Source organism: Lutimonas sp., from assembly GCF_051011215.1.
GTDB lineage: Bacteria > Bacteroidota > Bacteroidia > Flavobacteriales > Flavobacteriaceae > Lutimonas.
On record NZ_JBPCUJ010000079.1, the window covers coordinates 1 to 24795 of the forward strand.

Genomic DNA, 24795 nt, shown 5'->3' on the forward strand with positions numbered 1-24795 from the left:
GGGCTCGCATTGGGACAATGCCACATTGTTTGACCATCAGAACAGAGCCACCTTAGGAATGGATTTTTTCAAACATTGAATTCATGAAATAGCTGTATATTAACCTTATAAAATACAGCTTATGAGATCTTATATTTTAGCCGAAACAAATTGGAAACATTTAAAGGATGAAAAGATAGAACTAGCCATCCTGCCATGGGGTGCCACAGAGGCCCATAATTATCATTTGCCATATGCTACCGACAATATTGAATCTGATTTTCTCGCGGCGGAATCGGCACGATTGGCCTGGGATAAAGGAGCAAAACTAACCGTATTACCTACCATTCCTTTTGGTGTTAATACAGGGCAAAGTGATATTTATCTTGATATTAATTTGAACCCTTCGACTCAATTGGCGATACTGAGAGATGTCATTACAGTTCTGAACAGGCAAGGAATTCATAAATTATTAGTTTTTAACAGTCATGGTGGAAATGACTTTAAAACAATGCTTCGAGAGTTAGGCCTGGAATTTCCAAAAATGTTTTTAGCAAGTTCCAATTGGTTTCAAGCCATGGATCGAGCATCCTTTTTTGAGATGGATGGAGATCATGCTGAGGAAATGGAAACGAGTTTACTTCTCTATTTAAGACCAGATCTAGTGTTGCCCAAAGAGACCTGGGGTGCGGGAAAGGAGAGGAAACAGAAAATAACTTCTTTTTCAGAAAATTGGCTATGGACCGAACGAAAATGGTCTAAGGCGACGGCGGATACAGGAATTGGAGACCCAAGGCAGGCGACAAGGGAAAAGGGTGAAGTGTTTTTTAAAAAGGTGACGGAAAAAATTTCTAAAGTCTTGATTGAATTGTGTGATATGGATGTTGAAAATAGTTATGGAGCATAAGAATTATAGAGAATGATTTAGTAGCTAAAAGATATCTTAATACTGTACGAAATAAAGTATATTCGTAAATTACAAACCTTAATAAATATAAAATGAAATTATCTAAAATTAGTGTGCTTAGTATTGCTTTAATGTTGCTATTTAGTGCAGTATCTTTTGCACAGGAAACTAAAGAAAGAAGGGCTCCAAGAGAAAAAGCGGAACAAGTAACCATGCAAGGAACGGTTTCGGCGATTAATAAAGAAACCAGAGAAATTACGTTGATGAGCAAAGAAGGTGGTCTGGTGACACTTACAGCCGGTGAAGAGGTCGAACGTTTTGATGAAATTGCCGTGGATGACGTGATGCAATTTGATTATTATACATATATCAAGGCAGAATTCAGGGATCCAACCCCAGAAGAGCTGGCAGAACCACTTCAAATGATGGCCGAAGGAGGAAAAGCACCCGAAGGAATGGATCCGGGAGCTGTTGTTGGAGCAATAGCCAAAGCTGTTGTAACCATTGAGGTATTAAACAGACCAAATATGATAGCCACTGTAAAAGGCCCTAATGGGAATTATGTTTCGATTCCTATGGAAGATGAAGAGCTTATTACAGAATTGAAAATAGGAGAAGTACTTATACTAACATATGCTGAAGCTATGGCTATTTCTTTAGAGAAGATTACTGTATCTCAATAAGAATGATCTTGTTTACCTCGGCCTTCTTGAGATAACAGGCCTGGATTTTCCCTAACAATAAGATATTTTTCAAATTGATTATCTTGCCTAATACTTGAATTGTTTAGTTGGAAATAAGTGAGAGTCATTGAAAAAACACATAAGATCGGGCATAGAGAGGCTTGTGCAATTAGCAGACTGTCTATCCTTATTCTATGTGTTTTTTCTTTGATATGTGGCAATAACATCCATTCTCAGGATTTAGAACCAGGATTTCTATCAGCCATTCCTATAGGTGGAAACATTGGGATTGCATCCTATGGCTATTCAACTGGAGAGATTCTGTTGGATAATACCTTACCGATTGAAGACCTGAATTCTAAAATGAGTGTCATCGGATTAGGTTATTTCAGAAGCTTTAAGTTTTTAAATCGATTGACTAAATTTGATGTAGTGGTTCCCTATGCTATCGGTGACTATGAAGCCCTGTTTGAAGGAGAGGAAGCCTCTACCACCAAAAATGGTTTTGGAGACCCCCTTGTGCGAATCTCTATGATTTTGGTTGGCGTAGATGCTTTGAAACCTCAAGAGTTTTTCAAGAAAAAACAAAACGATTTTAAATTGGGTGTTTCTGTGCGATTTAAAGTTCCTCTTGGTCAGTATGAACCAGAAAAATTGATTAATTTAGGAGGAAACAGATGGGGTGTGAAGGCTGTTGTTGCGGGATCCTATGCCATCCAAGATAAATTAGTTTTAGAAAGTCATTTATCAACATGGTTTTTTAGTGATAATGACAATTTTTTTGGAGGTGTTGTTTCTGAGCAAAAACCGCTATTTGGTTTGCAGGCGCATGCTACGTATATTTTTAAACCAGGAATTTGGTTGGCAGTGTCATTGGGAGGAGTCCGTGGAGGAGAGACCATTATCAACGGAATTGAACAGACACGATTAAAGAACAACAGGTATGGATTGGCATTTGCCTATCGTTTGAATAATAAAAGTTCATTAAAAGCCGCTTATACCAATGGTTTGTTTACGTTGTCAGGAGCAGATTTTAATACACTTTTAATTGCGTATCAATTTTTGTGGTTTGATAAAAAATAATTTTAAAACATAACTTAATAGATATGGATAAAGCACTGAAGACGATGATTGATAATATGCCTGAAAAGACAGGTAAATCATTGGAAGAATGGAAAAACATATTGAAGGACCTTACTTTTGAGAAACATTCAGAAGGCGTAAAATATTTAAAAAGTAAACATGGTGTAACCCATGGATTTGCCAATACTATTGTCACCTTGTCAAAAGACGAAACACAAAAGCCTTTAGATCTGGTTTCGGCTCAATATAAAGGAAAGGAAAACTTAGTAGCAATTTATGAATTTTTGGAGCAAGTGATAAAAGACTTTGGAGAAGATGTTACGATCACACCAAAAAAGACCAGTGTTAGTTTTATTCGTAAAAGACAATTTGCTCTGGTCAAACCTGCGACTAAAACCAGAATTGATCTAGGTTTGAAACTAAAAGGGATCCCGGTGAAAGGACGTTTAGAGAATTCAGGGCCTTTCGGAACGATGTGTACACATCGAGTACAGTTAACAAGTGTGGATCAGATAGACCAAGAATTAAAGGAATGGTTGGAACTTGCTTATACGATGTCAGTTTAATAGCTAGGATTTTTATTTTTTAAAGGAAATTATCATGAGTAAGAAAGCTACTGTTCGCTGGGGTATTATTGGATGCGGAGATGTTACCGAATTGAAAAGTGGTCCGGCTTATAATCTGATTGAAGGTTTTGAGTTAGTTGCTGTGATGAGAAGGAATATACTCAAAGCAGAAGATTATGCGAAACGGCATCATATCCGAAAGTTTTACGGAGATGCTGAAGCTCTTATAAACGACCCTGAAATTGACGCTGTTTATATTGCCACACCGCCAGATACGCATGCATTTTACGCCATGAAGGTAGCCAGAGCAAAAAAGCCTTGCTGTATTGAAAAACCAATGGCTCCCAGCTATCAGGAATGCCTTGATATTTGTTCAGCCTTTGAAGAACAAAACCTCCCTTTGTTTGTTGCCTATTACCGAAGAAGTTTGCCAAAATTTGATAAGGTAAAAGTGTGGTTAAAAGAGGGTAGAATAGGTGAGATACGCAGTATTCACTGGACCTTACAGAAGCCACCAAGTAAGATTGATCTGTCAGGGGACTATAATTGGAGAACGGATGTAAATGTGGCCCCAGGTGGCTATTTTGATGATTTGGCCAGTCATGGTTTAGATCTCTTTTCTTATTATTTGGGAACCATAAGGTCTGCACAAGGAGTGAGTAGTAATCAGCAAGGTCTATATAGTGGTTTGGATAATGTCTCAGCATCATGGATGCATGAGAATGGTGTTTCAGGTACGGGAAGTTGGAATTTTGGTACTTTTAAGAAAGAAGACAAGGTAACGATTACAGGGTCTAAAGGAAGGATCGAATTTTCTATTTTCGAAAATGATCCGCTGGTTTTGGAAACGGATGCTGGCAGAGATACCTGGAATATTGAGCATCCAACCCATGTTCAGTTACATCATGTTCAGTTTATGAGAGATCAATTGTTCAATAAAGATTTTATCCACCCATCTACAGGAAAAACAGCGTTGCATACCAGCTGGGTCATGGACAAGATACTGGGAAAGATCAAATAGTTGCTTCTGAAAATTAGTCAGTAAATTGCGTGTCGATAAAATAATCGCCCACTTCGAGCATGGCAGAAAAAACAGCGGCTGTTACGAATTGTAATTGTTGATCCATGGAATCCGAAACCCAAATAAACTTTTTATAACTGAAGGATCCTCCTGAGTAATACTGCATAGCACCCAATGGATTCCCATTAATATAAGCCGTTATTCCTTTGGGAGCTGTCACTTCAGATTTTCCTGTCGGTTCACCAGTTGCAGTCTGAAAAGTTATTTCATCACTTCCGTTGGTCAGGAAGGTGTTTTTTAATGAAAACTCATTGGTCTCCGGAGTTTTAATCATCAATAATACCCAAAGATCCTCTTCATCAATATCCGTAGAAATATAGATACTTACATCATTCCTTGGATTGGTATCGTTGGATTCTAAATTAGTAGCTCCTTCGATGCTGGCTTTGTTCCCCTCTTGGTTGAATAGATCAAAGGAAAATAAAAGTGCTTTACCGTTTTCATCTTTGGCTTCGCTGGCCCCTTTTCTATTATCAGAATGATACGCACCAAACTTTATTTTTGCAGGTTTACTTGCCGTAATCATTCCAATTTTGATCAATTGCCGTTCACTGTTTTGTTCAAGTGCTGTTTCCAGTGGGATTTGATCTTTTTGCGAAAACAAGGTCAGGGGAGATAGAAACAGACTTATAAAGAGCACTAAGTAATAAGTATAATTATTTTTCATGGGCTATCGGGTATGTCGAATTATGGACGAAAATAAGCGATTGTTTATAAAGTTAAAAATAAAGTTTCGAATGCATTATTCTCAATAGGTCGAATTAAAAATTAATCCGTAATTTTAATCGAATCATTCGGTATTTTGTTAGAGATTTTGAATCGATACTGCGACTAAAAAAGAACTTATGAAACAACTTCCAAGCATATTTAATGATGTGATAGGGCCTGTGATGCGTGGACCGTCAAGTTCACATACTGCTGCCTCATGGAGGGTGGCTATGATGGCTGTTCAATTGATCAACGGTCAATTAAAGAATGCTTTAATAGCGTTTGATAAAGAAGGCGCCTGGGTGACAAACTATGAGGAGCAAGGGACAGTTTTAGGAATGAATGGAGGCCTGCTTCAAATTGATATGTCTAATGATCAAATGAAAGAGACGGAAAGAATTGCCAGAGAAAGAAATGTTGACATTCAGTACGAAATCAGCAGCTTTGAGAATTCACATGCCAACAGTATGCAATTAACTTTGCTGGATGAAAACGAAGATCAGGTGCAAGTATTGGCGGCTTCTCTTGGAGGAGGTTCCTTTGAAATTCAAAGGATTGATAATTTCAAGGTACAGATGAAAGGTGATCAGCATCAGTTACTGCTTTGGGGACCTAATCAGATTGAAAATGAATTAAGAGAATTATCCACAAATAAGTATAGATTTGAACAGGTAGTTTCCGAGAAGAAATCGCTCTATATTTTTGCTTCTTCTACCGCTTTCGATGAAGAATTCATAAGACTTTTACATGGATTTGATGAAATAATTAAAATATGCGTCATACAGCCAATTATGCCGGTTGTGTCGGGAAGAGAAAAGAATCTTCCATTTGATACGATAGCATCATTGATTCACTTTGGTCAGGAAAATGACATGTCATTAGGAGCTCTGGGATTGCTTTATGAGGAATATCGAAGTGGTTTGTCAAAAGGTGTCTTGAAATCTAAGATGCAGGAAATCATTGAGATTATTGATAACAGTATACAGAAAGGTCTCGCCGGAACAACATATCAGGATAGAATCCTTCCTCAGCAATCGAATCTTGTTGCAAAAGCTGAAAAAAAAGGAAGAATTTTACAAGACTCTATTATTAACACAATTATTGAGAATGTGGCTGCCATTATGGAATCAAAAAGTGCCTTAGAGGTTATTGTAGCCAATCCAACAGCTGGATCTTGTGGTACGGTGGGGGCTGCTTTAAAGGCAGTTTCAGATGAAGTGGAGGCCAGTATGGAAGAAAGGATCATGGCCTATTATGCAGCCGGACTTGTAGGAGCCTATTTTGCAATGGGACCAGGTTTTTCAGCGGAAGAACATGGATGTCAGGTAGAATGCGGCGCTTCTGCTGGTATGGCGGCAGCCGGAATTGTAGAGTTATTTAAAGGAAATGCGTCTGAAGGACTGGGAGCTGCTTCAATGGCGATTCAGAATATGATTGGTTTGGTATGTGACCCTATTGCGGATAGAGTAGAGGCCCCATGTTTAGGGAAAAATACCAGTGCTGCTGTGAATGCACTTTCTTCTGCAACCATGGCTATTTCTGGCTTTGCTCATTTGATTCCTCTTGATCAGGTACTGGAAACAGTTCAGCGGGTAAGTGCGGATATGCCAACCTGTGTAAAGTGTACAGGTTTGGGAGGCCTGGCCATTACCCCTGCAGCGCTCAAGTTGAAAGCGCAATTGGAAAAAATTAAATCTTCAGAATGAACTAGTAAACCTGTATGACAACAAAAACGACGCTAATTTTATATGCCTCAGTAGATGGGCAAACCCTGAAGATCTGTAAATTCTTAGTAAATTGTTTACAAGAGAAAGATGAAGATGTGACGCTCTTTGAAATTGATGAATTTCAAGGATCTCTGGACGATTATGGAAAGATTGTGATTGGATGTAGTATTCGATATGGAGTTCATCATAAATCGGTGCTGGACTTTATCAATAAGAATCAGACTGCTCTGGAATCACATAAAACTGTGTTTTTTTCCGTCAATTTAGTAGCGAGAAAACCAGAGAAGAATCAGGCAGATACAAATCCCTATGTCATCAAATTTTTAAAATCCATTACTTGGAAGCCCTCTCTTGTTGAAGTGTTTGCAGGAATGTTAGACTATCAAAAATATCCCTACTTTGATCGTATTATGATACAGTTCATCATGTGGATGACCAAGGGGCCAACTGATAGAAATGCTAAAATTGAATATACCGACTGGAAGCGTGTTGAAGCTTTTTCTGATTCCATCATAAAGTTATAAAGGTCTATGTCAAAGCAATTAAACTTTATTTTTATAATGTTCTTGTTGCTCTTCACCAGCTGCAGGCCTGATCATGCTGCTGATGATGTAAATGTTGATTGGCCTGTTTACCTTGGAGGAAATGATAGTAATCAGTTTTCCTCATTAGATCAGATCAATAAGGGGAATGTACAACAGCTCAAAGTTGCCTGGACCTATAATTCCGGGAAAGCAGATCCGAATAACAGATCACAAATTCAATGCAATCCAATTATTATTGATAATGTGCTTTACGGGACTTCACCCGAACTCCGTCTTTTTGCTTTGCATGCAGGAACTGGAGAACTGATATGGGAGTTTGACCCTAACGTAAATGAGGCTTTCTCAATGCATGTGAACCGAGGTGTGACTTATTGGGAAAATGCCAATGATAAACGATTGTTCATGACGGCTGGTTCGAATTTGTATGCAATTGATGCGCTTACGGGCCAGATGATTAGATCATTTGGCGATAATGGGATCGTATCCTTAAAAGAAGGTTTGGATAATCGCTCTCAAGATAGTTATGTAGTTTCCAAGACACCCGGAATTGTATATGAAAATAAGCTTATTATTGGGTCTGTGGTGTCTGAAACAATGGGAGCCGCCAGCGGACATATAAGGGCATTTAATGTGCTCACTGGGGCGATGGAATGGATTTTTCATACCATTCCCCTTCCAGGTGAATATGGTTATGATACCTGGCCAAAAGAAGCTTATACATATGCAGGAGGTGCGAACAACTGGTCCGGAATGAGCCTTGACCCAAAAAAAGGGATTGTTTATTGCCCTACCGGCTCGGCAGCTTATGACTTCTGGGGAGGTGATCGTGAAGGTGAAAATTTATTTGCGAATAGTCTTTTGGCACTTGATGCCAATACAGGGGAACGTATCTGGCATTTTCAAACGGTACATCATGATATCCTGGACAAGGATTTACCAGCGCCACCAAACTTAATTCAGGTTGAAAGAGAGGGACAGAAGATCGATGCAGTAGCACAGATTACAAAACAAGGATTTATTTTTTTATTTGATCGAGTTTCGGGAGAACCTCTTTTTCCTGTCGATGAAATCCCTGTGCCTTCTTCAGACCTCAAGGGAGAGCTGAGCTGGCCAACACAGCCAGTTCCACAATTACCAAAACCAATTGTACCTCAGGTCTTTGATCAGGAATTAGTCACCAATATTGATTCAACTTCGCATACATATGTTTCAAACATTTTAAAAACTCTGAGAACGGGAGAACCATTTACTCCTCCAAGTACTCAGGGTACTGTTATTTTTCCTGGATTCGATGGAGGAAGTGAATGGGGAGGGGTTGCCGCAGACGCGAGCGCTGGCATCATCTATGTAAATTCGAATATCATGCCCTGGATACATATGATGGTACCCTTAGAAGCGAATCCGAATGAAAATACGGTGGCTGGAAGAAGGTCCTACCTAAAGAATTGCGCTGTATGTCATGGTCAACAACAGGAAGGAGATCCTTCAGGGACATTTCCTTCTTTACAAGGAATTCAAGAAAAATATTCTAAAGAAGAAATGATGAAAATCGTTCAAACAGGTAAAGGTTTTATGCCGTCTTTCAGCCATTTGCCTACCACTGATTTAGAAAGCATTCTGGCATATATAAGAGAAGACAGATTGGTGGAGGTGCATATTCCTGACAGCCCCGACACAAAAACCCATGAAGCACCCTTTACCCATACCGGATACAACCGTTTTTTTGATGATAAGGGCTATCCTGCGGTAAAACCGCCATGGGGTACTTTGACTGCTGTAGATATGAATAAAGGGGAGCTGATCTGGCAGGTTCCTTTAGGGGAATATGAGGAATTGACAGCGGCAGGAATTTCGAAGACAGGCACAGAGAATTACGGAGGGCCGGTATTGACTGCAGGCGGGGTTATTTTTATTGCTGCATCTAAAGATGAATATTTCAGGGTTTTTGATAAAGACAATGGGGCAGAGTTATGGAAGTATAAGTTACCTGCAGGCGGGTATGCCACACCGAGTACTTATATGGTAGGATCAAAACAGTTTGTTGTGATCGCCTGTGGAGGAGGTAAAATGGGAACCCCCTCCGGTGCGAACTATATTGCCTTTGCTTTAGAATAAAAATGCTGCTTTCAGACCTGTTCGAAGAGTTTCATTTTTAAGAACAGATTCTTGAACTTTTAATATAATGTACATTGCGTTCTTTAAGATAGTTCAGGAAATAGTGAAAGCAGGATTCATGTTTACCGACAAGTTCAGGAGGAAATACACCTTTTTCTTTAAATAATCCTTCCAGAAAAAGGTTGGCCGCGGCCGTTGCTGTATAGCCGGTAGTTCTGGACATGGAAGATGTATTGGTGTCAGTACAATATTCATCATGAAGGTCGTACCTAATTTCTTCAATTTGACCCTGAGAATTTTCGCCTTTTAAAGTGATTCTCATTACCGTCAATTCTTCTTCATTGTTTTCCAGTTTCCATTCTTTAAATAAGACTTTACTTGTGAATTCCAAGGGGCTTATGCTTGTTCCATTTATTTCGATCTTAGATTCATTAAAAAATCCACTTTCTTTTAAAACTCGAATATATTCTACATGACCGGGATATCTCAGTGTTTTCTCTTTCATATTTGGGATATGAGGCATGGTGTGAATAATAGATCTCAGACCGTCAGAATTGAAAGATTCCAGTGTTCCTATTTTATCGAAATGAACAAAGTCACAATCAGTTAAAGCCTCTTTGACTACTTCATGGCCATTTTCCACATACCGTGCGGGTCTGGTATATTCTTCAATAACGTCGATAGGAGAAAAGGGTGCTTTATAGGCAAAGGGCCATTTTTTTTCTTTGGGCAATCCTCCTACGAGGCACTCAAAATCTGTGAGCTTCATAATTTCATTATAATAACCAAGAATGACATTGTCCATTCCTGGGGCTACGCCACAATCTACAATGGCTGTGACATTTTTACGCTTGGCTAATTCATGCAGGTCTAAACTGTTTTCAGGGAAAAATGAAATATCAACAACGTTTTTCTCAGCTTCCAGAATATTTTTTAAGGTATTAAAACCTAAAAATCCCGGTACAGCACAGATTACCAGGTCGAAAGGCTGAATGGCATTCTTAAGCGCTTCAGTGTTGGTAACATCCAGGGTTTGGATTTGCAAGGAGGGGTGTTTCTTTTTGATGCCTTCTAAGACCTTGATATTGATATCAGTAAGTGTGACTTTATGTTTTTTAGCCATATCGATGGCCATGGCGCTGCCGACCATTCCGGCACCTATTACAATAATATTGTTCATTGGATTATTTAAAAAATTAGTAAAAAAAGTGAATTGCTCTTTAAGGAATGAGTTACAATCCCGGGACAAAGACCCAAGGCATTTCAGATGTATTTTTCTGTAAATAGAGCATCATAAAACAAATATGCAATTTTATGGTGAATTAATAATTGAAATTGAAATGTAAATAACTCTTTTACGCTGCTTCGTGGTTTTCATAAAAATGCATCTTGCTTGTTTATTACCTTGATTTTTAAGTATATTTATATCCATATGCCACTCATCAAGTTAAAATCCCGATTGATTTATTTCGCAGCAATGTGCCTGATATTTTTATGGTCTTGCGGCGGAGATGACAGTGAACCAGGACCCATTATTGAACCTGAGTTGCGTTACGGTGCATTTATTGATGACACGACATATGAAGTTTTTGCGACTCCAGAGGATAATTTCGAGATTGCGGAGTTTAAACTTTGGGTTCCGGATATTACCAATCCTGTCAGGGCAGTTGCAGTGCTTACTCATAGCTATAATTCAAATGGTCTGGGCTACGCGAATTCGGCCTATTGGCAGGAATTTGCGAGGAAGGAAAGCATTGCAATTTTAGCTGTTTATTTGACAAATGCAGAGGGAGCGAGCGTTTCTTATACCGACGCCCAAAGAGGAAGTGGAAGAGCGCTATTAAATAGTTTAGGGTTCCTGGCAGATAAAATTGGAAAGGACTATATCAAGGATCTTCCTTTATTGTTAAGAGGTTATTCTGCCGGGGGTGTTTTTAGCTATAGTTTTTCAGGGTTTCTTCCGGATAGAGTGCTGGGCTTTGCGAATATGCGTGGCGGGAGTATGGATATTACTCCTGATACAAATCTTAGGATACCCGGACTACTATTCTTTGGTGAATTAGATGCACCTCAAAGGAACAGTCGAATTTTTGAGGTAATCGCTGAAAAAAGACTTGCAGGAGCCAATTGGTCTTTGATTTTGGAACCTGATACGGATCATTTCGGTGGACTTGATGCACCGGAGGCAATGATTCAAATGTTTTTCTCGGAAGTATTGGAAAAAAGATTGCTTTCAGGATCTAACACCTTGGCTGATATTCCGGAAAACTCCGGTTGGTTAGGAGATAATGTGAGGGGAGAGATTTATAGTTTTGATCAATATCCCTACGATAAAACCAAAGCTTCATGGCTTTTGTCTGAAGAATTTGCCAAACAATGGCTTGATTTTCAACGATAATTTTGAGCTGCATGATCCATCTGTTGACATGTTTTCAGAAAAATAACTTTTTTGCATTTTGCAGGCGTTGCTGCATATTTGGTTTGTTGCTTACAGGATGTATGCACGCTCAGCAAAGTCAGGAGAATTATACGCAAAGCATCAAAGGTTCCGGGCTGAATTTAGAACTTATTTTTATAGAGAGCGGATCTTATAAAATGGGCAGTAATAAGACATCCTGGGGAGTTCAGGAAACAGAATTGCCGGAACATGATGTCGAGGTATCTGCTTTTTGGATGAGTGAGGTTGAAATTACCTGGGATCTGTATAATCTCTTTGTGAATAGAAAAATGGACGCGCAGCAGGCCTCTCTTGTCAGGGGTAGTGAAGTCGATATAATGGTGGATGCAGTCACCGGTGCCACGATTCCTTATGTAGATATGAGTTTTGGAATGGGTGTCCAGGGGTATCCGGCCATTTGTATGACTCAGCTGGCCGCATCGAGATTTTGTCAATGGCTGTCGGCCATGACCGGATATTTTTATCGATTGCCAACGGAGGCGGAATGGGAATACGCCTGCAGAGCAGGAAGTGAAACTGCCTATTCCTTTGGAGATGACCTTTCAGAATTGCCGAAATATGCATGGTTTTCAGGGAATAGTGAGGGGAAAACTCAAAAGGTGAGACAGTTGCAGCCAAATGATTGGGGCTTGTATGATATGCATGGTAATGTGGCGGAATGGACACTGGATCAATTTAATCCGGAAGGGTATAAGCAACGTCAAGGGACCGTGGAAGATCCTTTGGTACTTGCTGAGAAAACCTATCCCAAATCTGTAAGAGGGGGTTCATGGCAGGATGATCCAATGGCATTGCGGAGCGCTTCCAGATTGCCCTCTTCTAAACGTTGGAAGATGAGAGATCCGCAAATTCCAAAAAGTTTGTGGTGGCATACCGATGCTCCTTTTGTAGGATTTAGAATTGTAAGGCCATTGAAAACGCCCTCTGAAGAAGAACAACAAAAATACTGGAGAATAAAATCAAACGAAACCAATGAATAAAAGTAAATTAAATTCGACTGGATCTGCAAGACGTGAATTCATTCAAAAGACAAGCCTGGCTTCAGGAGCAATTTTAACAAGCCCATTTGCGATAGAAGCTATGTCCATGGTTCATAATGAGAAAACCTTAAAACTGGCATTGGTAGGATGCGGAGGCCGGGGTTCCGGAGCTGCTGTTCAAGCCTTGACGGCTGATGAAAATGTTGAATTGGTTGCCATGGCGGATGCGTTTCAAGACAGATTGGAGGGGAGTTTGCAGATGATTCAAGAGCATTTTGAAGATGAAAAAATAATAGAGGTGAAAAGTGAAAATCGTTTTGTAGGTTTTGATGCCTATAAAAAGGCCATTGAACTGGCGGATGTTGTTATTTTGGCGACACCTCCGGGATTCAGACCATATCATTTTGAGTATGCGGTTTCTCAGGAGAAGCATGTTTTTATGGAAAAACCTTTGGCAACAGGGCCTGCAGGGATCAGAAGGGTTTTGAAAGCCGCCAAAGTTGCAAAGGAGAAGAAATTGAATGTGGTGGTAGGACTTCAACGTCATTACGAGTCTAAATATATTGATTTATTCGACAAAGTTCAGAATGGTGCTATTGGAAAAATTACAGCAGGCCAGGTCTATTGGAACAGTCCGGGAGTATGGGTTAGAAAAAGGTTGCCTGAACAAACAGAGCTAGAGTACCAAATGCGTAATTGGTATTATTTTAATTGGTTATGTGGGGATCATATTTTAGAGCAACATATCCATAATATAGATGTGGCCAATTGGTTTATCGGTGATTATCCGGTTTCTGCACAAGGAATGGGAGGAAGACAGGTAAGGACCGGAAAAGATCATGGAGAGATATTTGACCATCATTTTGTAGAATTCACCTATGCCAGTGGAGCAGTGGTTTCCAGCCAATGCAGGCATCAACCCAATTGCATGAACCGGGTTGATGAAGTTTTTCAAGGCAGCAAGGGAAGCCTTGAATTAGGAAAAGCAATCATTACAGATCTCGATGGTAATGTGACCTATAAATACCCCAGAAGAAGTGATCAGGATCCTAATCCATATCAGGTTGAACATGATCGATTATTTGCGAGTATTAGAAATAATGAAGTGATCAGTGATGCGGAAAATGGAGCTAAAAGTACTTTAACTGCCATTTTAGGTAGGATGGCAACCTATACAGGACAGGAAATTACCATGGAAGAAGCCTTGCATTCAAAATTGAATCTGGTGCCTGAAAATATGAATTGGGATACAACACCTCCAACCCTGCCAGATAGCGAGGGGAATTATGTGATTCCCACTCCAGGTGTAACGAAATTTATATAAAATGGAAAGAAGGAGATTTACAAAATTCCTCAGTATGGCTGCCATGGGGCTTTATTCCTCCAATGGCTTGTACGCATTTGATCGATCAGCGCAAGCGTATAAATTCAACCTGAACTATGCCCCTCATCTGGGTATGTTTAAGAATTTGGCAGGAGAGGATCCAATAGATCAACTGAACTTTATTGCAGATCAGGGTTTTACGGCTTTTGAAGACAATGGTATGAAGGGGAGAACAGTTGCGTTACAAAAAGCCATGGCAGACGTTATGCAAAAAAGAGGTCTGGCCATGGGTGTCTTCGTGGCACATAAAATATATTGGAAAGAAGCAAATTTAGCAAGTGGAAACCTGGAAAAGAGAGAAGAGTTTCTCAATGATATACGAGCTTCTCTAGAAGTCGCAAATCGGGTAAATGCCCGTTGGATGACGGTAGTTCCAGGCCATGTTGACTTAGGACTAAACATGGCTTATCAAACAGAGCATGTTGTGGAGAGTTTAAAACAGGCCGCTGCCATTCTCGAACCACATGGAGTAACGATGGTCTTGGAACCCTTGAATTTTAGAGACCATCCAGGGCTGTTTTTATCTGAAAGCCCGCAAGCCTATCAAATTTGCAGAAACGTGAATTCACCATCCTGTAAAATTCTATTTGATATTTATCATCAGCAGATTCAGGAGGGTAATTTATTGCCTAACATAGAGAAATGCTGGGATGAGATCGCCTATTTTCAAATTGGTGACAATCCGGGCAGAAAGGAACCTACGACGGGAGAAATCAACTATAAAAATGTGTTTAAATATATTCATACAAAAGGATACAAAGGTATTCTCGGAATGGAACATGGAAATTCATTAGCGGGCAGCACAGGTGAAGAGAGTTTGCTTGCGGCCTATAAGGAGGTAGATCGATTTTTATAGGTTGTGATTTTTCAAAAGGAGTGGACTGAAAAAGGGCTAAAAAATCCGTATCTTTATTGAAATCAATATTAAAAAATGAGACATGAGTGGAATACTAGATTTACTAAATAGTGAAATGGGTCAGGAATTGGCCAATAGTGCAGGAAAACAGTTGGGTATCGATGCAAAAAGTGCCTCAGGCGCCTTGTCTACGGCCATGCCCTTACTTTTAGGTGCATTGCAAAACAACAGCAGTTCTGCAGAAGGGTCTGCGCAGTTGCTTGGGGCCCTCAATTCTCCTGTACACAGCGGAGGAGGCAGGATGGATGATATGAGTTCGATTTTAGGAGGAGACAGTATTGATCAGGATGTCATGGACGATGGTGCTAATATTCTTGGACATATTTTTGGTGGACAGGAAAATAATGCTGCCAATGCGCTTAGCAAATCATCGGGTATCGACATGGGTTCGGCCATGAATATTTTAAAAGTTGCCGCACCATTTATTATGAGTTATCTGGGGAAACAAACCAAGAATAGCAATGTTTCTGATGCAGGAGGATTAACAGATATGTTAGGAGGTTTGTTGGGAGGTCAAGGTGGAGATATGGCATCAATGGCTTCTCTGATTCAAGGGTTTGATGGAAATAATAGCTCCGTGGATGATATTGCCAGCATGTTGGGTGGTGGTTCAAAATCATCTGGAAGCCTTGGAGGCCTTCTTAATGATTTTTTAAAATAAGATAGACTTTAACGCTACTTTTTTAACTCAAATAGTTTGATTTTATCATTATTTTGAGTGGCCATGATATAGGTTCTGCCCCGTTGGTCAAAGAATTTGATGAGGTGTTTTGAATGTCCTGAAACATTGAATCCTGATGTTCTCGTGGGGATCAATTCGAAATTCTTACCATTTGTTTTTATCATCAAACCTGTAAGGGCGTCAAACTGGCCGTAGTTGGATTCGGCTGATAGGTCATTTCCAACAGCAAGGATGTCGGTTTGCCCATCCTGATCGAAATCATCCACCAGGAAATCATTGACAGGAGATACCTGAAATTCGAGCGGTAAAGGATGTATTTTAAAATTCAACTCTCCTAAATTTTCTATATAAGAGCTGGCAAAAGTGGTCGCTTTCAGGGTTTCTGCCTCAAGATCTTTGATCTTTAAAAGACTTTCAAAACTTACTTTGGCGAAATCCTCAAAGGTGTAGAATTGAATCATAGATTCCGGAAACTGAAGTTTGATATCTTCCCTTGTGTGAAAAGGGTATAAAATCTCATTTTCTTCATGTTCGAAATATTGTCCTAAGAGTGGATCATAAGTGCCGTTTTCATCAAAATCTTTATTGTAAACATAGATGGGATAATTTTCTCTTGGTTGCAGGTACCCGTTTAATCCTTGGTTTCCGGCAATCATATCTACATCTCCATCGTTGTCAAAATCTCCCAGCTCGATGCAATTCCACCATCCTTCTGTTGTAACAGATTTGTTGTTTTCATCAAACCACTGATCTGCCATTTTTTTTAAGGTTCCGGAATGGTTTTTAAAAATTGAAATTGGCATGAATTCTCCCACAATAATCAGATCCTCCCAGGAATCATTGTCAAGATCCTGCCAAATGGCATCCGTAACCATTCCAATTTCGGAAACTACGGTTTTTTTCAGTTCCTTAAAGGTTCCATGATCGTTTATAAGAATTGTGCTTTGCGGAGTTTTTGGATAATTCATTGAAGTTAACCTGGCACCAATAAAGAGGTCTAGATCATCGTCATGATCGATGTCTACAGGTCTTACGCAGCCTGTGCTTTCGAATAGTTCCGGTAAAGAACTTGTTGATCTTGAAAAATGACCATTTCCATCATTAATGTACAATCTATCTAACAAGTTGGGAGAATTTACTACAAATTCATTTCCTCCACTCGCCACATATAAGTCGAGGTCATTATCGTTATCGACATCAAAAAAAACAGCATCGCTATCTTCGTAGATCGAATCGAGACGTTGTTTAGGATAGTAAATCCCATCTTCCTCTTGAAACCATATAGTGCCTGGTTCTTTAAAACTTCCTCCTATAAAAATCTCATCTCCTGTTTTACCGTCAACATCAGCAGCTGCTATGCAAGGCCCGGAATGCGAGTACTGACGCATGAGTAAGGGTTGATTTACGTACTCATTATATGGATTCTCCCGATGTGTAAATGGTAGGAGGCTGTCACGAGGCTGAAATAAAAATTGTTGAAGCAAGGCTGGTTTTTGAGATGGTTTGGATTCATTTTGATCAAGTTCCAGCAATTGATCAGGTGCCGGATTGATGATGGTTGTGTTGGTTCCGTCAGGCCAAACAACTCTTACAGAATCTATAGATGAAGATTCCAGACCAAAATGAATGATGGGATCTACAGATGAAAGATACCCTCTTATGACGGAATGAAACTGATGTTGTTGTTGATCTTCATGCCAGAGAGTGACTTTGGCTCCAATGGCATGGGTGTTTTTAGCATTCCCTTTTAACTTCAGTCGCAAAAAGTGATTTTGAAGTTTTTCTGACGATTTATTTTCTAGTAGAAAAGCTTTATCGTTGATGTTGCTCACGACCAGATCAAGATCGCCATCCAAATCAAAATCAGCATACGCTACTCCATTCGAAAGTGAAGGACTTGCTTCGGTCCAGATGTCTGAAACATCGTCAAATTGATGATCATTTTTTTGTTCGTAAAAGAAGTTTGGTTCTGTTATGGAAGGAAGCTCCTCCACGTATTTCCTGAATTTATTTTTTTTCGGAGTAAATACGTTGCTCTTTTGAGTAATAAAATTAAGATAATCCAGATCAATAATATCCTTGATATATCCATTTGTTATATAAATGTCTTTGTCTCCATCGTTATCAAAATCCATCATAAGAGAGGCCCAGCTCCAGTCAGTGCTTGAAACGCCATACATAAATCCGACTTCAGTGCTTCTGATCGGTTGGTCGCCTAAATGACCATTTCCGAGTTGTAGGGTATTTCTCATGTATTGTGCAGTATAGTCATTGGCCGTTACGCTCATATGGGCCGAATAATTCATACCGGCAATGACTCGCTTTTGCCGATTATAGGAATTTGGCAACATATCAAGAACGAAGATGTCCCAAAAGCCATCATTGTTAATGTCGCTTATGTCCATTCCCATTCCATTGGTTGTCATATGCCCTACATATTTTTTATTGGATTCTGTAAATCCCGGACCCTCATTGGTATGATGAACGTTGTTTATATAGAGTAAATCTTCCGTAATAAAATCGTTTGAAACGTACACATCAACGAATTGATCGTCATTAAAGTCAGCAATTCCTACTCCAAGGCCAAACCCTTTGTGAGTGATATTCATTTCTTTGGAAACATTTGTGAAGACGGGATGGTCAATTCCTTCAACCCTGTCATTTCGAAGTAAATAATCTGCTAAATATTCCGGCCAGTATTGTTTGGGTCTGGGTGAATTTCTGCTAAAATTGGTATTGTTCTTATTGTGAACGATATAAACATCAAGATCTCCGTCATTATCATAATCAAAAAACACGGCTTGAGTTGCATAGTTGCCATCATCTAGTCCGTAAGCCTTGGCCTGCTCCTTAAAAGTTGGGGTTCCGGAATTATTCAGCCCTTCATTGATATAGAGAAGATTATGACAGTTATTGTCACAATTGACTCCGGCTACATTCAAATAGATATCATCTAACCCGTCAGCATTGATGTCAACAATTGATACCCCAGTTATCCAGCTGTCAGTTGAAAAATTTGCTCTTTCGGAAATGTCCTCAAAAATGAGAGAACCTTTGTTTAAATAGATAGCTGAAGACACTTGATTTCCCGTAAATACAATATCAGAAAGGCCATCATTATTGAAGTCGCCAATTCCTACACCTCCTCCATTAAAGCAATTTAGGCAATCGCTGGGATTGACACTGTCATTTTCCGTAATGGTGTTTTCAAAATCAAGCTGAGATCTGTTACTGTCTACAATTTCAAATAGATTTTTTTTAGGGTCTTTCTCACAACTTATAAGTAAGAATGCCAATAAAAGGACTAATAAAGAGTGAAGAATTTTAGCCATGAATAATTGTGTCTTTTTTTCGCATTAGTTGTTTATAAGGCTCCCGAAATTTGAAAAATAGCCCATTCTCAGTTAGATTTTAGGCGGTCCTTAACGAGGATTAAAACTTTTGTAAAGGAATGAGAAATCAAGTTTTTTTTTAATGATATATATCATTCTTTTTAAGCTAAATGAATGTCAACTTTGGCATTATAAAATTAATCGCCCTTCACTCTTTTCAGAATGAAAATTATTGTCAACAAAGTCATCTGATAAAAGTGGTTCACAGTAGTTGCTATCTCAGTTAAAAGAGGTCATAATCAGACTTTCAGTGGAAGATGAAGAGTGTCGCAAATTTTTTGAAAAGTAGTATGAAGAAACGTTTTGGAGCCTTGTTCTCGAAAGAATTAGATAGGATTTGTCCTGTGTCTGTTTTATTGATCCTTCATTTATTGATTGTTGGATGTAATGAAAGTGACAAAAAGACCAAAAATGTATCCCAGGACTTATTTGTGCCCCCTGTCTCTAATGAACAGTATTTTCAGGAGTTAGGGAGGTCCGTTGGACTCGATTTTGTTCATTCAATTGGTTCGGATAACATGGAGAATATCATTGAGTCAGTGGGAGGAGGAGCGGCTTTTCTCGATTATGATCAGGACGGTTTTATGGATATTTATGTTTGCAATGGCACTTGGGTAGAAGGTTTTAGTAAAACCAAACCGAATAGATCTGATTCAGCGAATCGCTTATACAGAAATCTTCAGAATGGAAGATTTGAAGAAGTAAGTGAAAAGGCAGGGGTTGCCGGACCATGGTATAGTATGGGTGTTACCGTAGGTGATATGAACAATGATGGATATCCAGACATTTATCTAAGTAATTATGGAGAGAACACACTTTATCAGAACCTGGGAGATGGAACTTTTATAGATATAACGGAAAAGGCAGAAATAGGCGGAGGACATCAATGTAGTGTGGGAGCCGTTTGGTTAGACTATGACAATGATGGCCTGCTTGATCTCTATGTGGGGAACTACCTAAATTATGATCCTGACTATTCATATTATTATGCTCCGGATGGTTTTCCAGGACCCTTAGCCTATGACAGTCAAAAGGATCTGTTATTTAAAAATCTGGGAAAAGGAGTTTTTGAAGATGTTACCAAGCAAATGGGTATCGTCGATGTAGATGGCAGGGCCATGGGAGTGGGTGCAGCAGATTATGACGACGACGGGTATGTTGATATCTATGTAGCCAATGACCATACGGTCAATTTTTTATGGCATAATGATCAAGGCAAGAAGTTCATTGATAAAGGAACGTTGTCGGGCACAGGATTTAGTCAGGCTGGAGAAGCTACAGTAAGTATGTCCGTGGATTTTGCCGATTATAACAATGATGAATTACTGGACATTTTTATTTCAGATGATAATTACTGCTCCTTATACGAGAATCTCGGAGAAGGAATTTTTAAAGACAATTCCTATGCTTCAGGAATTTCAATGGCTTCCGGTCAATTTGTAGGATGGTCATCTTCGTTTTTGGATTATGACAATGACGGAGACGCTGATATTTTTAAGGCAAATGGAGAATTGAAACACCTGTACGGGCAGGAGGATCAATTGTTCGATAATATAGGGGGAGGTAAATTCAAAGATGTATCTCTTGAACTGAGTCCGTACTTTAGAGAGGAACATGTGGGAAGAGGCGCCTGCATGGGAGATTATGACAATGATGGTGACCTTGATATATTTATTGTAAACCTCAATGATCAGGCCAAATTTTTAAGAAATAATAAAGGGAATGAAGCCAACTGGATCATGTTGGACCTAGTTGGAGTCTCCAGCAATAGAGACGGTATCGGCAGTCGCATTAAAATTACTGCAGGTGATCTCATACAAACAGCTCAGAAAAAAAGTACCACCGGATACCTTTCGCAAAATGAACCAAGAGTTCATTTTGGATTAGGACTTGAGGATACTATTGATACCATAGAGATTAAATGGCCATCCGGAAAATATCAGGTTTTAGAGGGTATTAGGGCCAATCAGATACTTAAAGTTAAGGAACCACAGTAAATGAAGCAAAAAGTGAATCGTTGGATTGTAGTATTTCTTTTTCCGATAATCGTTTCGGGATGGTTTTTAACGTCTTGCGATCGGCCTTCCACTGAAGGTATGCTCATCCTAACTCAAGTGGATAAGAATCAGAATCTAACTGCATTTAACAGAAGCGATTCCTTTGAACTCCCTGATGGGGCGAAAATAGTGATGATAGATCCTGAGAATCTGCATAGAAAACCATTGCAATTGACCAAAGAGTTTTATTCGGCCTGTTCTCCTGATCTATCATTTGATGCTCGGTCAATCGTTTTTGCCGGGCAAAAAAATGAAGATGATCCCTGGCAGATTTATGAAATGAATCTGACCAGTCTGGCATTTAAACCACTTACAAGTGGAACAGAAACCTGTCTGGATCCGATTTATTTGCCGGGAGATAGAATTATGTACACCAAAGATTTTGGAAATCAGGATGTACATTCAGGTGGCTCGATGTTCGTTTTATCGGCTGAAAAAAGTATTCATCAGCAAATTACTTTTAGTCCTGCTATCTATAGAAGTACTGCCTTGTTGCATGATGGTAGGGTGCTCAGCATAAAGACGCAATTACCAACCGATAACAATACAACACAGCTTATGGTTATGAGACCTGATGGAACCAAGGAGATGTTGTTTTATGAAAGTGAAGATGGAGGTGAAATGTTTGCAAAGGGACGGGAAAGCAATGATGAGGTGATTTATCTTCTTGAAAAGAATCAGAAAGGTGCTGGTCATCTTTTTTCTCTGTCATATAATAATCCTTTAAAAGGTAAAAAAGAGCTTTCTGAAAGGTTCGCTGGTGATTTTATCGGGATCAATCAGTTGAATAATGGCTTGCTATTGGCATGCTATAAAGAATCACCCAATGGCTACTATCATTTATTTGAGTTAGACCCCAATAATATAGAGCACTTTAAACCTGTTTATAAGAATTCAAATTACTCAACCATTGAGGTTGTATCCGTTGAAAAACGAAAAGCCCCCAAGAATATACCCAGTGAAGTAGATCTTCAGGAAAAAACAGCTCTATTGCTTTGCCAGGATGTCAATTTTATAGGAATGCATCAAGATTCATTGTCTGAAGGACCTGCTAGAGCTGTAAAATTAGAAGTATTGGGGCTTGAAAACTCCTTGGGAATCGTTGATGTAGAAAAGGATGGTTCTGTGTATCTGAAAATAGCGGCAGATACTCCATTTAAGTTGCAAACTCTTGATGATCAGGGGGGAATTATATCAGGTCCGAGTAGTTGGATCAATCTCAGGCCAAACGAAAGAAGGGCCTGTGTTGGGTGCCATCAGGGTAATGAGGTAGTTCCATTGAACAGACAACCATTGTCAGTATTGAAAGAACCTGTTTTGATTCCATCAGAACCAACACTATTGGCTGGAAGAGAATAATGTCTTTATGAACAAGATAAAAGCATATCTGATAATAGCACTCGTACTAGGGATAGTTCTACTTGTGCTGTATCCAGGGCGGCAGTTAGCCCGAACCCATGTAAATGAAAGGACCGCTGTCTCCGATCATCCCTTGAATTGCATTTCATGTCATGTGCCAATTTCCAAGAATAAGTTAATCACCAAATTAATCAATTCAGACTATTATTCACCTTTTAATCTGGTAGTGGATAAAGATCAGAAATGGATGTATGTAGTGGCGCAGGACACGGATCAATTATTGGTTGTGGATCTTGAAACCAAAAGAGTACATGCCAAGATTAAGGTAGGCCAACATCCACATACTGTAATTCTGGATAAGGCAGAAGAAAAACTCTTTGTGAGTAATGAGTGGTCGGATTATATCAGTGTTATCGATGCTGGTCTATTGGAAGTTGTAGATGAAATTCCAACTGGAAACGGACCGGCAGGAATCCTGCTTGATAAAAATGAATTGCACCTCTATGTGGTCAATGCCTATGGATCTGATGTATCCATTATAGCTTTAAAGGATAAAAAAGAAGTCAGAAGACTTGCTTCCGGCAGTAATCCCACAGGGATCTCTATTTCTCCACAAGGTGAAGAAATTCTGGTCACAGGAAGACGTGCAAATCTTGCGGCCTATAACGAACCTCTGATCACGGAACTGACCCTGATCAATTCCAACACCCAACGTGCATTAAAAAAGAATGTGGAATCAGCCCATATCATGGAAAATGCTGCCTATACACCTGATGGGGACCTGGCCATCGTAACCCTTATCAGGCCTAAGAATCAAGTGCCGTCCGTACAGGTAGAAGCAGGGTGGATGATGACCCATGGTATAGGTATACTGGAAAGAGATACAGGCAGTATTACTCAGTTTCTTTTAGATGAGCCCAACGCTTATTATCCTGATCCCTTTGATATTGCTATCAGTCCTGACGGTAAGAAGGCCTTTGTGTCCAGTTCAGGTGTCGACATGATTTCGGTAATTTCGATAGATTCCATCAGGGTGCTTCTCAAAGAAAAAAATCTACAGCGAAGAAAGGCCTATGCCAATAATCTTGACATGAGTCGCAAATATATCTTGAAAAGGATCAAAACGGGAGCAAATCCGAAAGGAATGGCACTGTCTTCGGATGGAAAAAAACTGTATGTGGCCGAACAGCTCAATGATAAGGTTTCTGTAATTGATACTGAAACACTTCAATTAACAAGTTCGATTGATCTTGGTGGTCCGATCCGAATTTCTGTAGCGAGACAAGGCAGAAGGCTTTTTAACAATGCAGCACATACCTTTCAGAAACAATATTCATGCTATACCTGCCATCCTGATAATCATGAAGATGGATTGGTCTATAACATGGCGGGAAAGTTTATGGGACGAAATATGACAAATACGCAGTCGTTACATGATATTGGTGATACAGCTCCTTTCAAATGGAACGGAAAGAACCAAACAGTCTATAAACAGGATGGTATGCGTTTCTCCACAGTACTGACCAGAACCGAGCAGTTCAGTTATGATGATCTTGATGCCATTTCTGCTTATATCATGAGAGGCATTCAACAACCTCCAAACTTAGTGTTTAATCCCACCGGAGAATTGTCACCGTCGCAAGAGCGAGGTAAATTGTTGTATGAAAGATCTGAAGACAATTTTGGAAATCTTATCCCTGAAAGCAATCGATGTGTGACCTGTCATCCGGCACCTTACTATACAGATTTAAAACTGGCAGACGTAAGTACGCTAGCGGCGTCTGATGATCCAATTCTGTTTGACACACCTCATTTGACCAATGTATATGCTTCGGCTCCTTATTTACATGATGGTCGTGCCAAGACCTTAGAAGAAATATGGACCATTTATGGAACCGATGATAAGCATGGCTATGTAAACGATATGAGTAAGTCAGAGCTCAATGATCTTGTGAATTATCTTAAATCATTGAGGAATCCAACATATGATAAGCAAGTACCAAAAATAGAAAAAGGTTCAATTCTTTTCCATAATTAAAAACAGGCCTATGAAAAGCACTACCCGAAATTTGAAACAATTAGTCATGTTGCCAATGCTATTGATTTGTGTAGCAGTTTCATTTAGTTTTTCGAATAATTTACACAAAGATCTCTTCGCGACGCACGACGTAAG

At 39.5% G+C, this 24795-nt stretch carries 19 protein-coding genes; 16 read left to right on the forward strand and 3 right to left on the reverse strand.

What is annotated here, in order from left to right:
• Positions 1–121 precede the first annotated feature (121 nt).
• The 5 genes from ACR2MV_RS07285 to ACR2MV_RS07305 all read left to right on the forward strand — a co-directional run bounded on the left by ACR2MV_RS07285 (position 122) and on the right by ACR2MV_RS07305 (position 4239).
• Entirely contained in the window at positions 122–886 is a 765-nt protein-coding gene (locus tag ACR2MV_RS07285; RefSeq protein ID WP_434021245.1) for a creatininase family protein, read from the forward strand.
• A gap of 92 nt (positions 887–978) precedes the next feature.
• Positions 979–1569, forward strand: coding sequence for a hypothetical protein (locus ACR2MV_RS07290; RefSeq protein WP_434021246.1), 591 nt, complete (start codon positions 979–981; stop codon positions 1567–1569).
• A 117-nt stretch (positions 1570–1686) separates the two neighbouring features.
• Positions 1687–2652 (forward strand): transporter, encoded by a 966-nt coding sequence (locus tag ACR2MV_RS07295; protein ID WP_434021247.1) that lies wholly within the window; start codon positions 1687–1689, stop codon positions 2650–2652.
• A gap of 23 nt (positions 2653–2675) precedes the next feature.
• The gene (locus tag ACR2MV_RS07300; RefSeq protein ID WP_434021248.1) at positions 2676–3218 is read left to right on the forward strand and encodes a DUF5655 domain-containing protein; all 543 of its coding nucleotides are present in this window, start codon (positions 2676–2678) and stop codon (positions 3216–3218) included.
• A 34-nt stretch (positions 3219–3252) separates the two neighbouring features.
• Complete coding sequence (locus tag ACR2MV_RS07305; RefSeq protein WP_434021249.1) at positions 3253–4239, forward strand: Gfo/Idh/MocA family protein; 987 nt, start codon at positions 3253–3255, stop codon at positions 4237–4239.
• A gap of 13 nt (positions 4240–4252) precedes the next feature.
• Here the strand turns inward: ACR2MV_RS07305 and ACR2MV_RS07310 are convergent, their stop codons facing one another.
• Complete coding sequence (locus ACR2MV_RS07310) at positions 4253–4966, reverse strand: hypothetical protein (RefSeq protein WP_434021250.1); 714 nt, start codon at positions 4964–4966, stop codon at positions 4253–4255.
• A 178-nt stretch (positions 4967–5144) separates the two neighbouring features.
• Between ACR2MV_RS07310 and ACR2MV_RS07315 the strand changes: the two genes are divergently transcribed.
• From ACR2MV_RS07315 to ACR2MV_RS07325, 3 genes are read left to right on the forward strand one after another with little or no spacing between them, the layout of a single operon-like run.
• A complete protein-coding gene (locus tag ACR2MV_RS07315) occupies positions 5145–6713 on the forward strand; it encodes an L-serine ammonia-lyase, iron-sulfur-dependent, subunit alpha (protein WP_434021251.1) in 1569 nt (522 codons plus the stop codon).
• A 14-nt stretch (positions 6714–6727) separates the two neighbouring features.
• On the forward strand, positions 6728–7258 hold the full coding sequence (gene hemG, locus ACR2MV_RS07320) for a menaquinone-dependent protoporphyrinogen IX dehydrogenase (protein WP_434021252.1): 531 nt from the start codon (positions 6728–6730) through the stop codon (positions 7256–7258).
• Between the two features lie 6 nt (positions 7259–7264).
• Positions 7265–9394 (forward strand): pyrroloquinoline quinone-dependent dehydrogenase, encoded by a 2130-nt coding sequence (locus ACR2MV_RS07325; protein WP_434021253.1) that lies wholly within the window; start codon positions 7265–7267, stop codon positions 9392–9394.
• Positions 9395–9431: 37 nt separating this feature from the next.
• Here ACR2MV_RS07325 and ACR2MV_RS07330 read toward each other — a convergent pair whose 3' ends face one another.
• Entirely contained in the window at positions 9432–10574 is a 1143-nt protein-coding gene (locus tag ACR2MV_RS07330; RefSeq protein WP_434021254.1) for a saccharopine dehydrogenase C-terminal domain-containing protein, read from the reverse strand.
• 297 nt (positions 10575–10871) lie between these two features.
• On the opposite strand from ACR2MV_RS07330, the gene ACR2MV_RS07335 reads away from it, so the two are divergent.
• The 5 genes from ACR2MV_RS07335 to ACR2MV_RS07355 all read left to right on the forward strand — a co-directional run bounded on the left by ACR2MV_RS07335 (position 10872) and on the right by ACR2MV_RS07355 (position 15793).
• Positions 10872–11792, forward strand: a complete 921-nt coding sequence (locus tag ACR2MV_RS07335) for a hypothetical protein (protein ID WP_434021255.1) — start codon at positions 10872–10874, stop codon at positions 11790–11792.
• A 101-nt stretch (positions 11793–11893) separates the two neighbouring features.
• On the forward strand, positions 11894–12832 hold the full coding sequence (locus ACR2MV_RS07340; RefSeq protein WP_434021256.1) for a formylglycine-generating enzyme family protein: 939 nt from the start codon (positions 11894–11896) through the stop codon (positions 12830–12832).
• On the forward strand, positions 12825–14156 hold the full coding sequence (locus tag ACR2MV_RS07345) for a Gfo/Idh/MocA family protein (RefSeq protein ID WP_434021257.1): 1332 nt from the start codon (positions 12825–12827) through the stop codon (positions 14154–14156). The genes ACR2MV_RS07340 and ACR2MV_RS07345 overlap by 8 nt, the downstream gene beginning before the upstream one ends.
• A 1-nt stretch (position 14157) precedes the next feature.
• Positions 14158–15072, forward strand: a complete 915-nt coding sequence (locus tag ACR2MV_RS07350) for a hydroxypyruvate isomerase family protein (RefSeq protein WP_434021258.1) — start codon at positions 14158–14160, stop codon at positions 15070–15072.
• Between the two features lie 82 nt (positions 15073–15154).
• Positions 15155–15793 carry a DUF937 domain-containing protein gene (locus tag ACR2MV_RS07355; protein WP_434021259.1) on the forward strand — a complete coding sequence of 213 codons (639 nt, stop codon included), beginning with the start codon at positions 15155–15157 and terminating at the stop codon, positions 15791–15793.
• Between the two features lie 14 nt (positions 15794–15807).
• Here the strand turns inward: ACR2MV_RS07355 and ACR2MV_RS07360 are convergent, their stop codons facing one another.
• On the reverse strand, positions 15808–19146 hold the full coding sequence (locus ACR2MV_RS07360) for a VCBS repeat-containing protein (RefSeq protein ID WP_434021260.1): 3339 nt from the start codon (positions 19144–19146) through the stop codon (positions 15808–15810).
• Positions 19147–19496: 350 nt separating this feature from the next.
• Here ACR2MV_RS07360 and ACR2MV_RS07365 point away from each other — a divergent pair, with 350 nt between their 5' ends.
• From ACR2MV_RS07365 to ACR2MV_RS07375, 3 genes are read left to right on the forward strand one after another with little or no spacing between them, the layout of a single operon-like run.
• On the forward strand, positions 19497–21203 hold the full coding sequence (locus ACR2MV_RS07365; RefSeq protein ID WP_434021261.1) for a CRTAC1 family protein: 1707 nt from the start codon (positions 19497–19499) through the stop codon (positions 21201–21203).
• Positions 21204–22622 (forward strand): hypothetical protein, encoded by a 1419-nt coding sequence (locus ACR2MV_RS07370; protein ID WP_434021262.1) that lies wholly within the window; start codon positions 21204–21206, stop codon positions 22620–22622.
• Positions 22623–22629: 7 nt separating this feature from the next.
• Positions 22630–24660 (forward strand): cytochrome D1 domain-containing protein, encoded by a 2031-nt coding sequence (locus ACR2MV_RS07375; RefSeq protein ID WP_434021263.1) that lies wholly within the window; start codon positions 22630–22632, stop codon positions 24658–24660.
• The last annotated feature ends 135 nt before the right edge of the window (positions 24661–24795 follow it).

Bases quoted from the DNA above. Each gene is read 5' to 3' on its own strand.
- ACR2MV_RS07285 (WP_434021245.1), top strand. From the start codon at position 122: ATGAGATCTTATATTTTAGCCGAAACAAATTGGAAACATTTAAAGGAT.
- ACR2MV_RS07290 (WP_434021246.1), top strand. From the start codon at position 979: ATGAAATTATCTAAAATTAGTGTGCTTAGTATTGCTTTAATGTTGCTA.
- ACR2MV_RS07300 (WP_434021248.1), top strand. From the start codon at position 2,676: ATGGATAAAGCACTGAAGACGATGATTGATAATATGCCTGAAAAGACA.
- ACR2MV_RS07305 (WP_434021249.1), top strand. From the start codon at position 3,253: ATGAGTAAGAAAGCTACTGTTCGCTGGGGTATTATTGGATGCGGAGAT.
- ACR2MV_RS07310 (WP_434021250.1), bottom strand. From the start codon at position 4,966: ATGAAAAATAATTATACTTATTACTTAGTGCTCTTTATAAGTCTGTTT.
- ACR2MV_RS07315 (WP_434021251.1), top strand. From the start codon at position 5,145: ATGAAACAACTTCCAAGCATATTTAATGATGTGATAGGGCCTGTGATG.
- hemG (WP_434021252.1), top strand. From the start codon at position 6,728: ATGACAACAAAAACGACGCTAATTTTATATGCCTCAGTAGATGGGCAA.
- ACR2MV_RS07325 (WP_434021253.1), top strand. From the start codon at position 7,265: ATGTCAAAGCAATTAAACTTTATTTTTATAATGTTCTTGTTGCTCTTC.
- ACR2MV_RS07330 (WP_434021254.1), bottom strand. From the start codon at position 10,574: ATGAACAATATTATTGTAATAGGTGCCGGAATGGTCGGCAGCGCCATG.
- ACR2MV_RS07335 (WP_434021255.1), top strand. From the start codon at position 10,872: ATGTGCCTGATATTTTTATGGTCTTGCGGCGGAGATGACAGTGAACCA.
- ACR2MV_RS07340 (WP_434021256.1), top strand. From the start codon at position 11,894: ATGCACGCTCAGCAAAGTCAGGAGAATTATACGCAAAGCATCAAAGGT.
- ACR2MV_RS07345 (WP_434021257.1), top strand. From the start codon at position 12,825: ATGAATAAAAGTAAATTAAATTCGACTGGATCTGCAAGACGTGAATTC.
- ACR2MV_RS07350 (WP_434021258.1), top strand. From the start codon at position 14,158: ATGGAAAGAAGGAGATTTACAAAATTCCTCAGTATGGCTGCCATGGGG.
- ACR2MV_RS07355 (WP_434021259.1), top strand. From the start codon at position 15,155: ATGAGTGGAATACTAGATTTACTAAATAGTGAAATGGGTCAGGAATTG.
- ACR2MV_RS07360 (WP_434021260.1), bottom strand. From the start codon at position 19,146: ATGGCTAAAATTCTTCACTCTTTATTAGTCCTTTTATTGGCATTCTTA.
- ACR2MV_RS07365 (WP_434021261.1), top strand. From the start codon at position 19,497: ATGAAGAAACGTTTTGGAGCCTTGTTCTCGAAAGAATTAGATAGGATT.
- ACR2MV_RS07370 (WP_434021262.1), top strand. From the start codon at position 21,204: ATGAAGCAAAAAGTGAATCGTTGGATTGTAGTATTTCTTTTTCCGATA.
- ACR2MV_RS07375 (WP_434021263.1), top strand. From the start codon at position 22,630: ATGAACAAGATAAAAGCATATCTGATAATAGCACTCGTACTAGGGATA.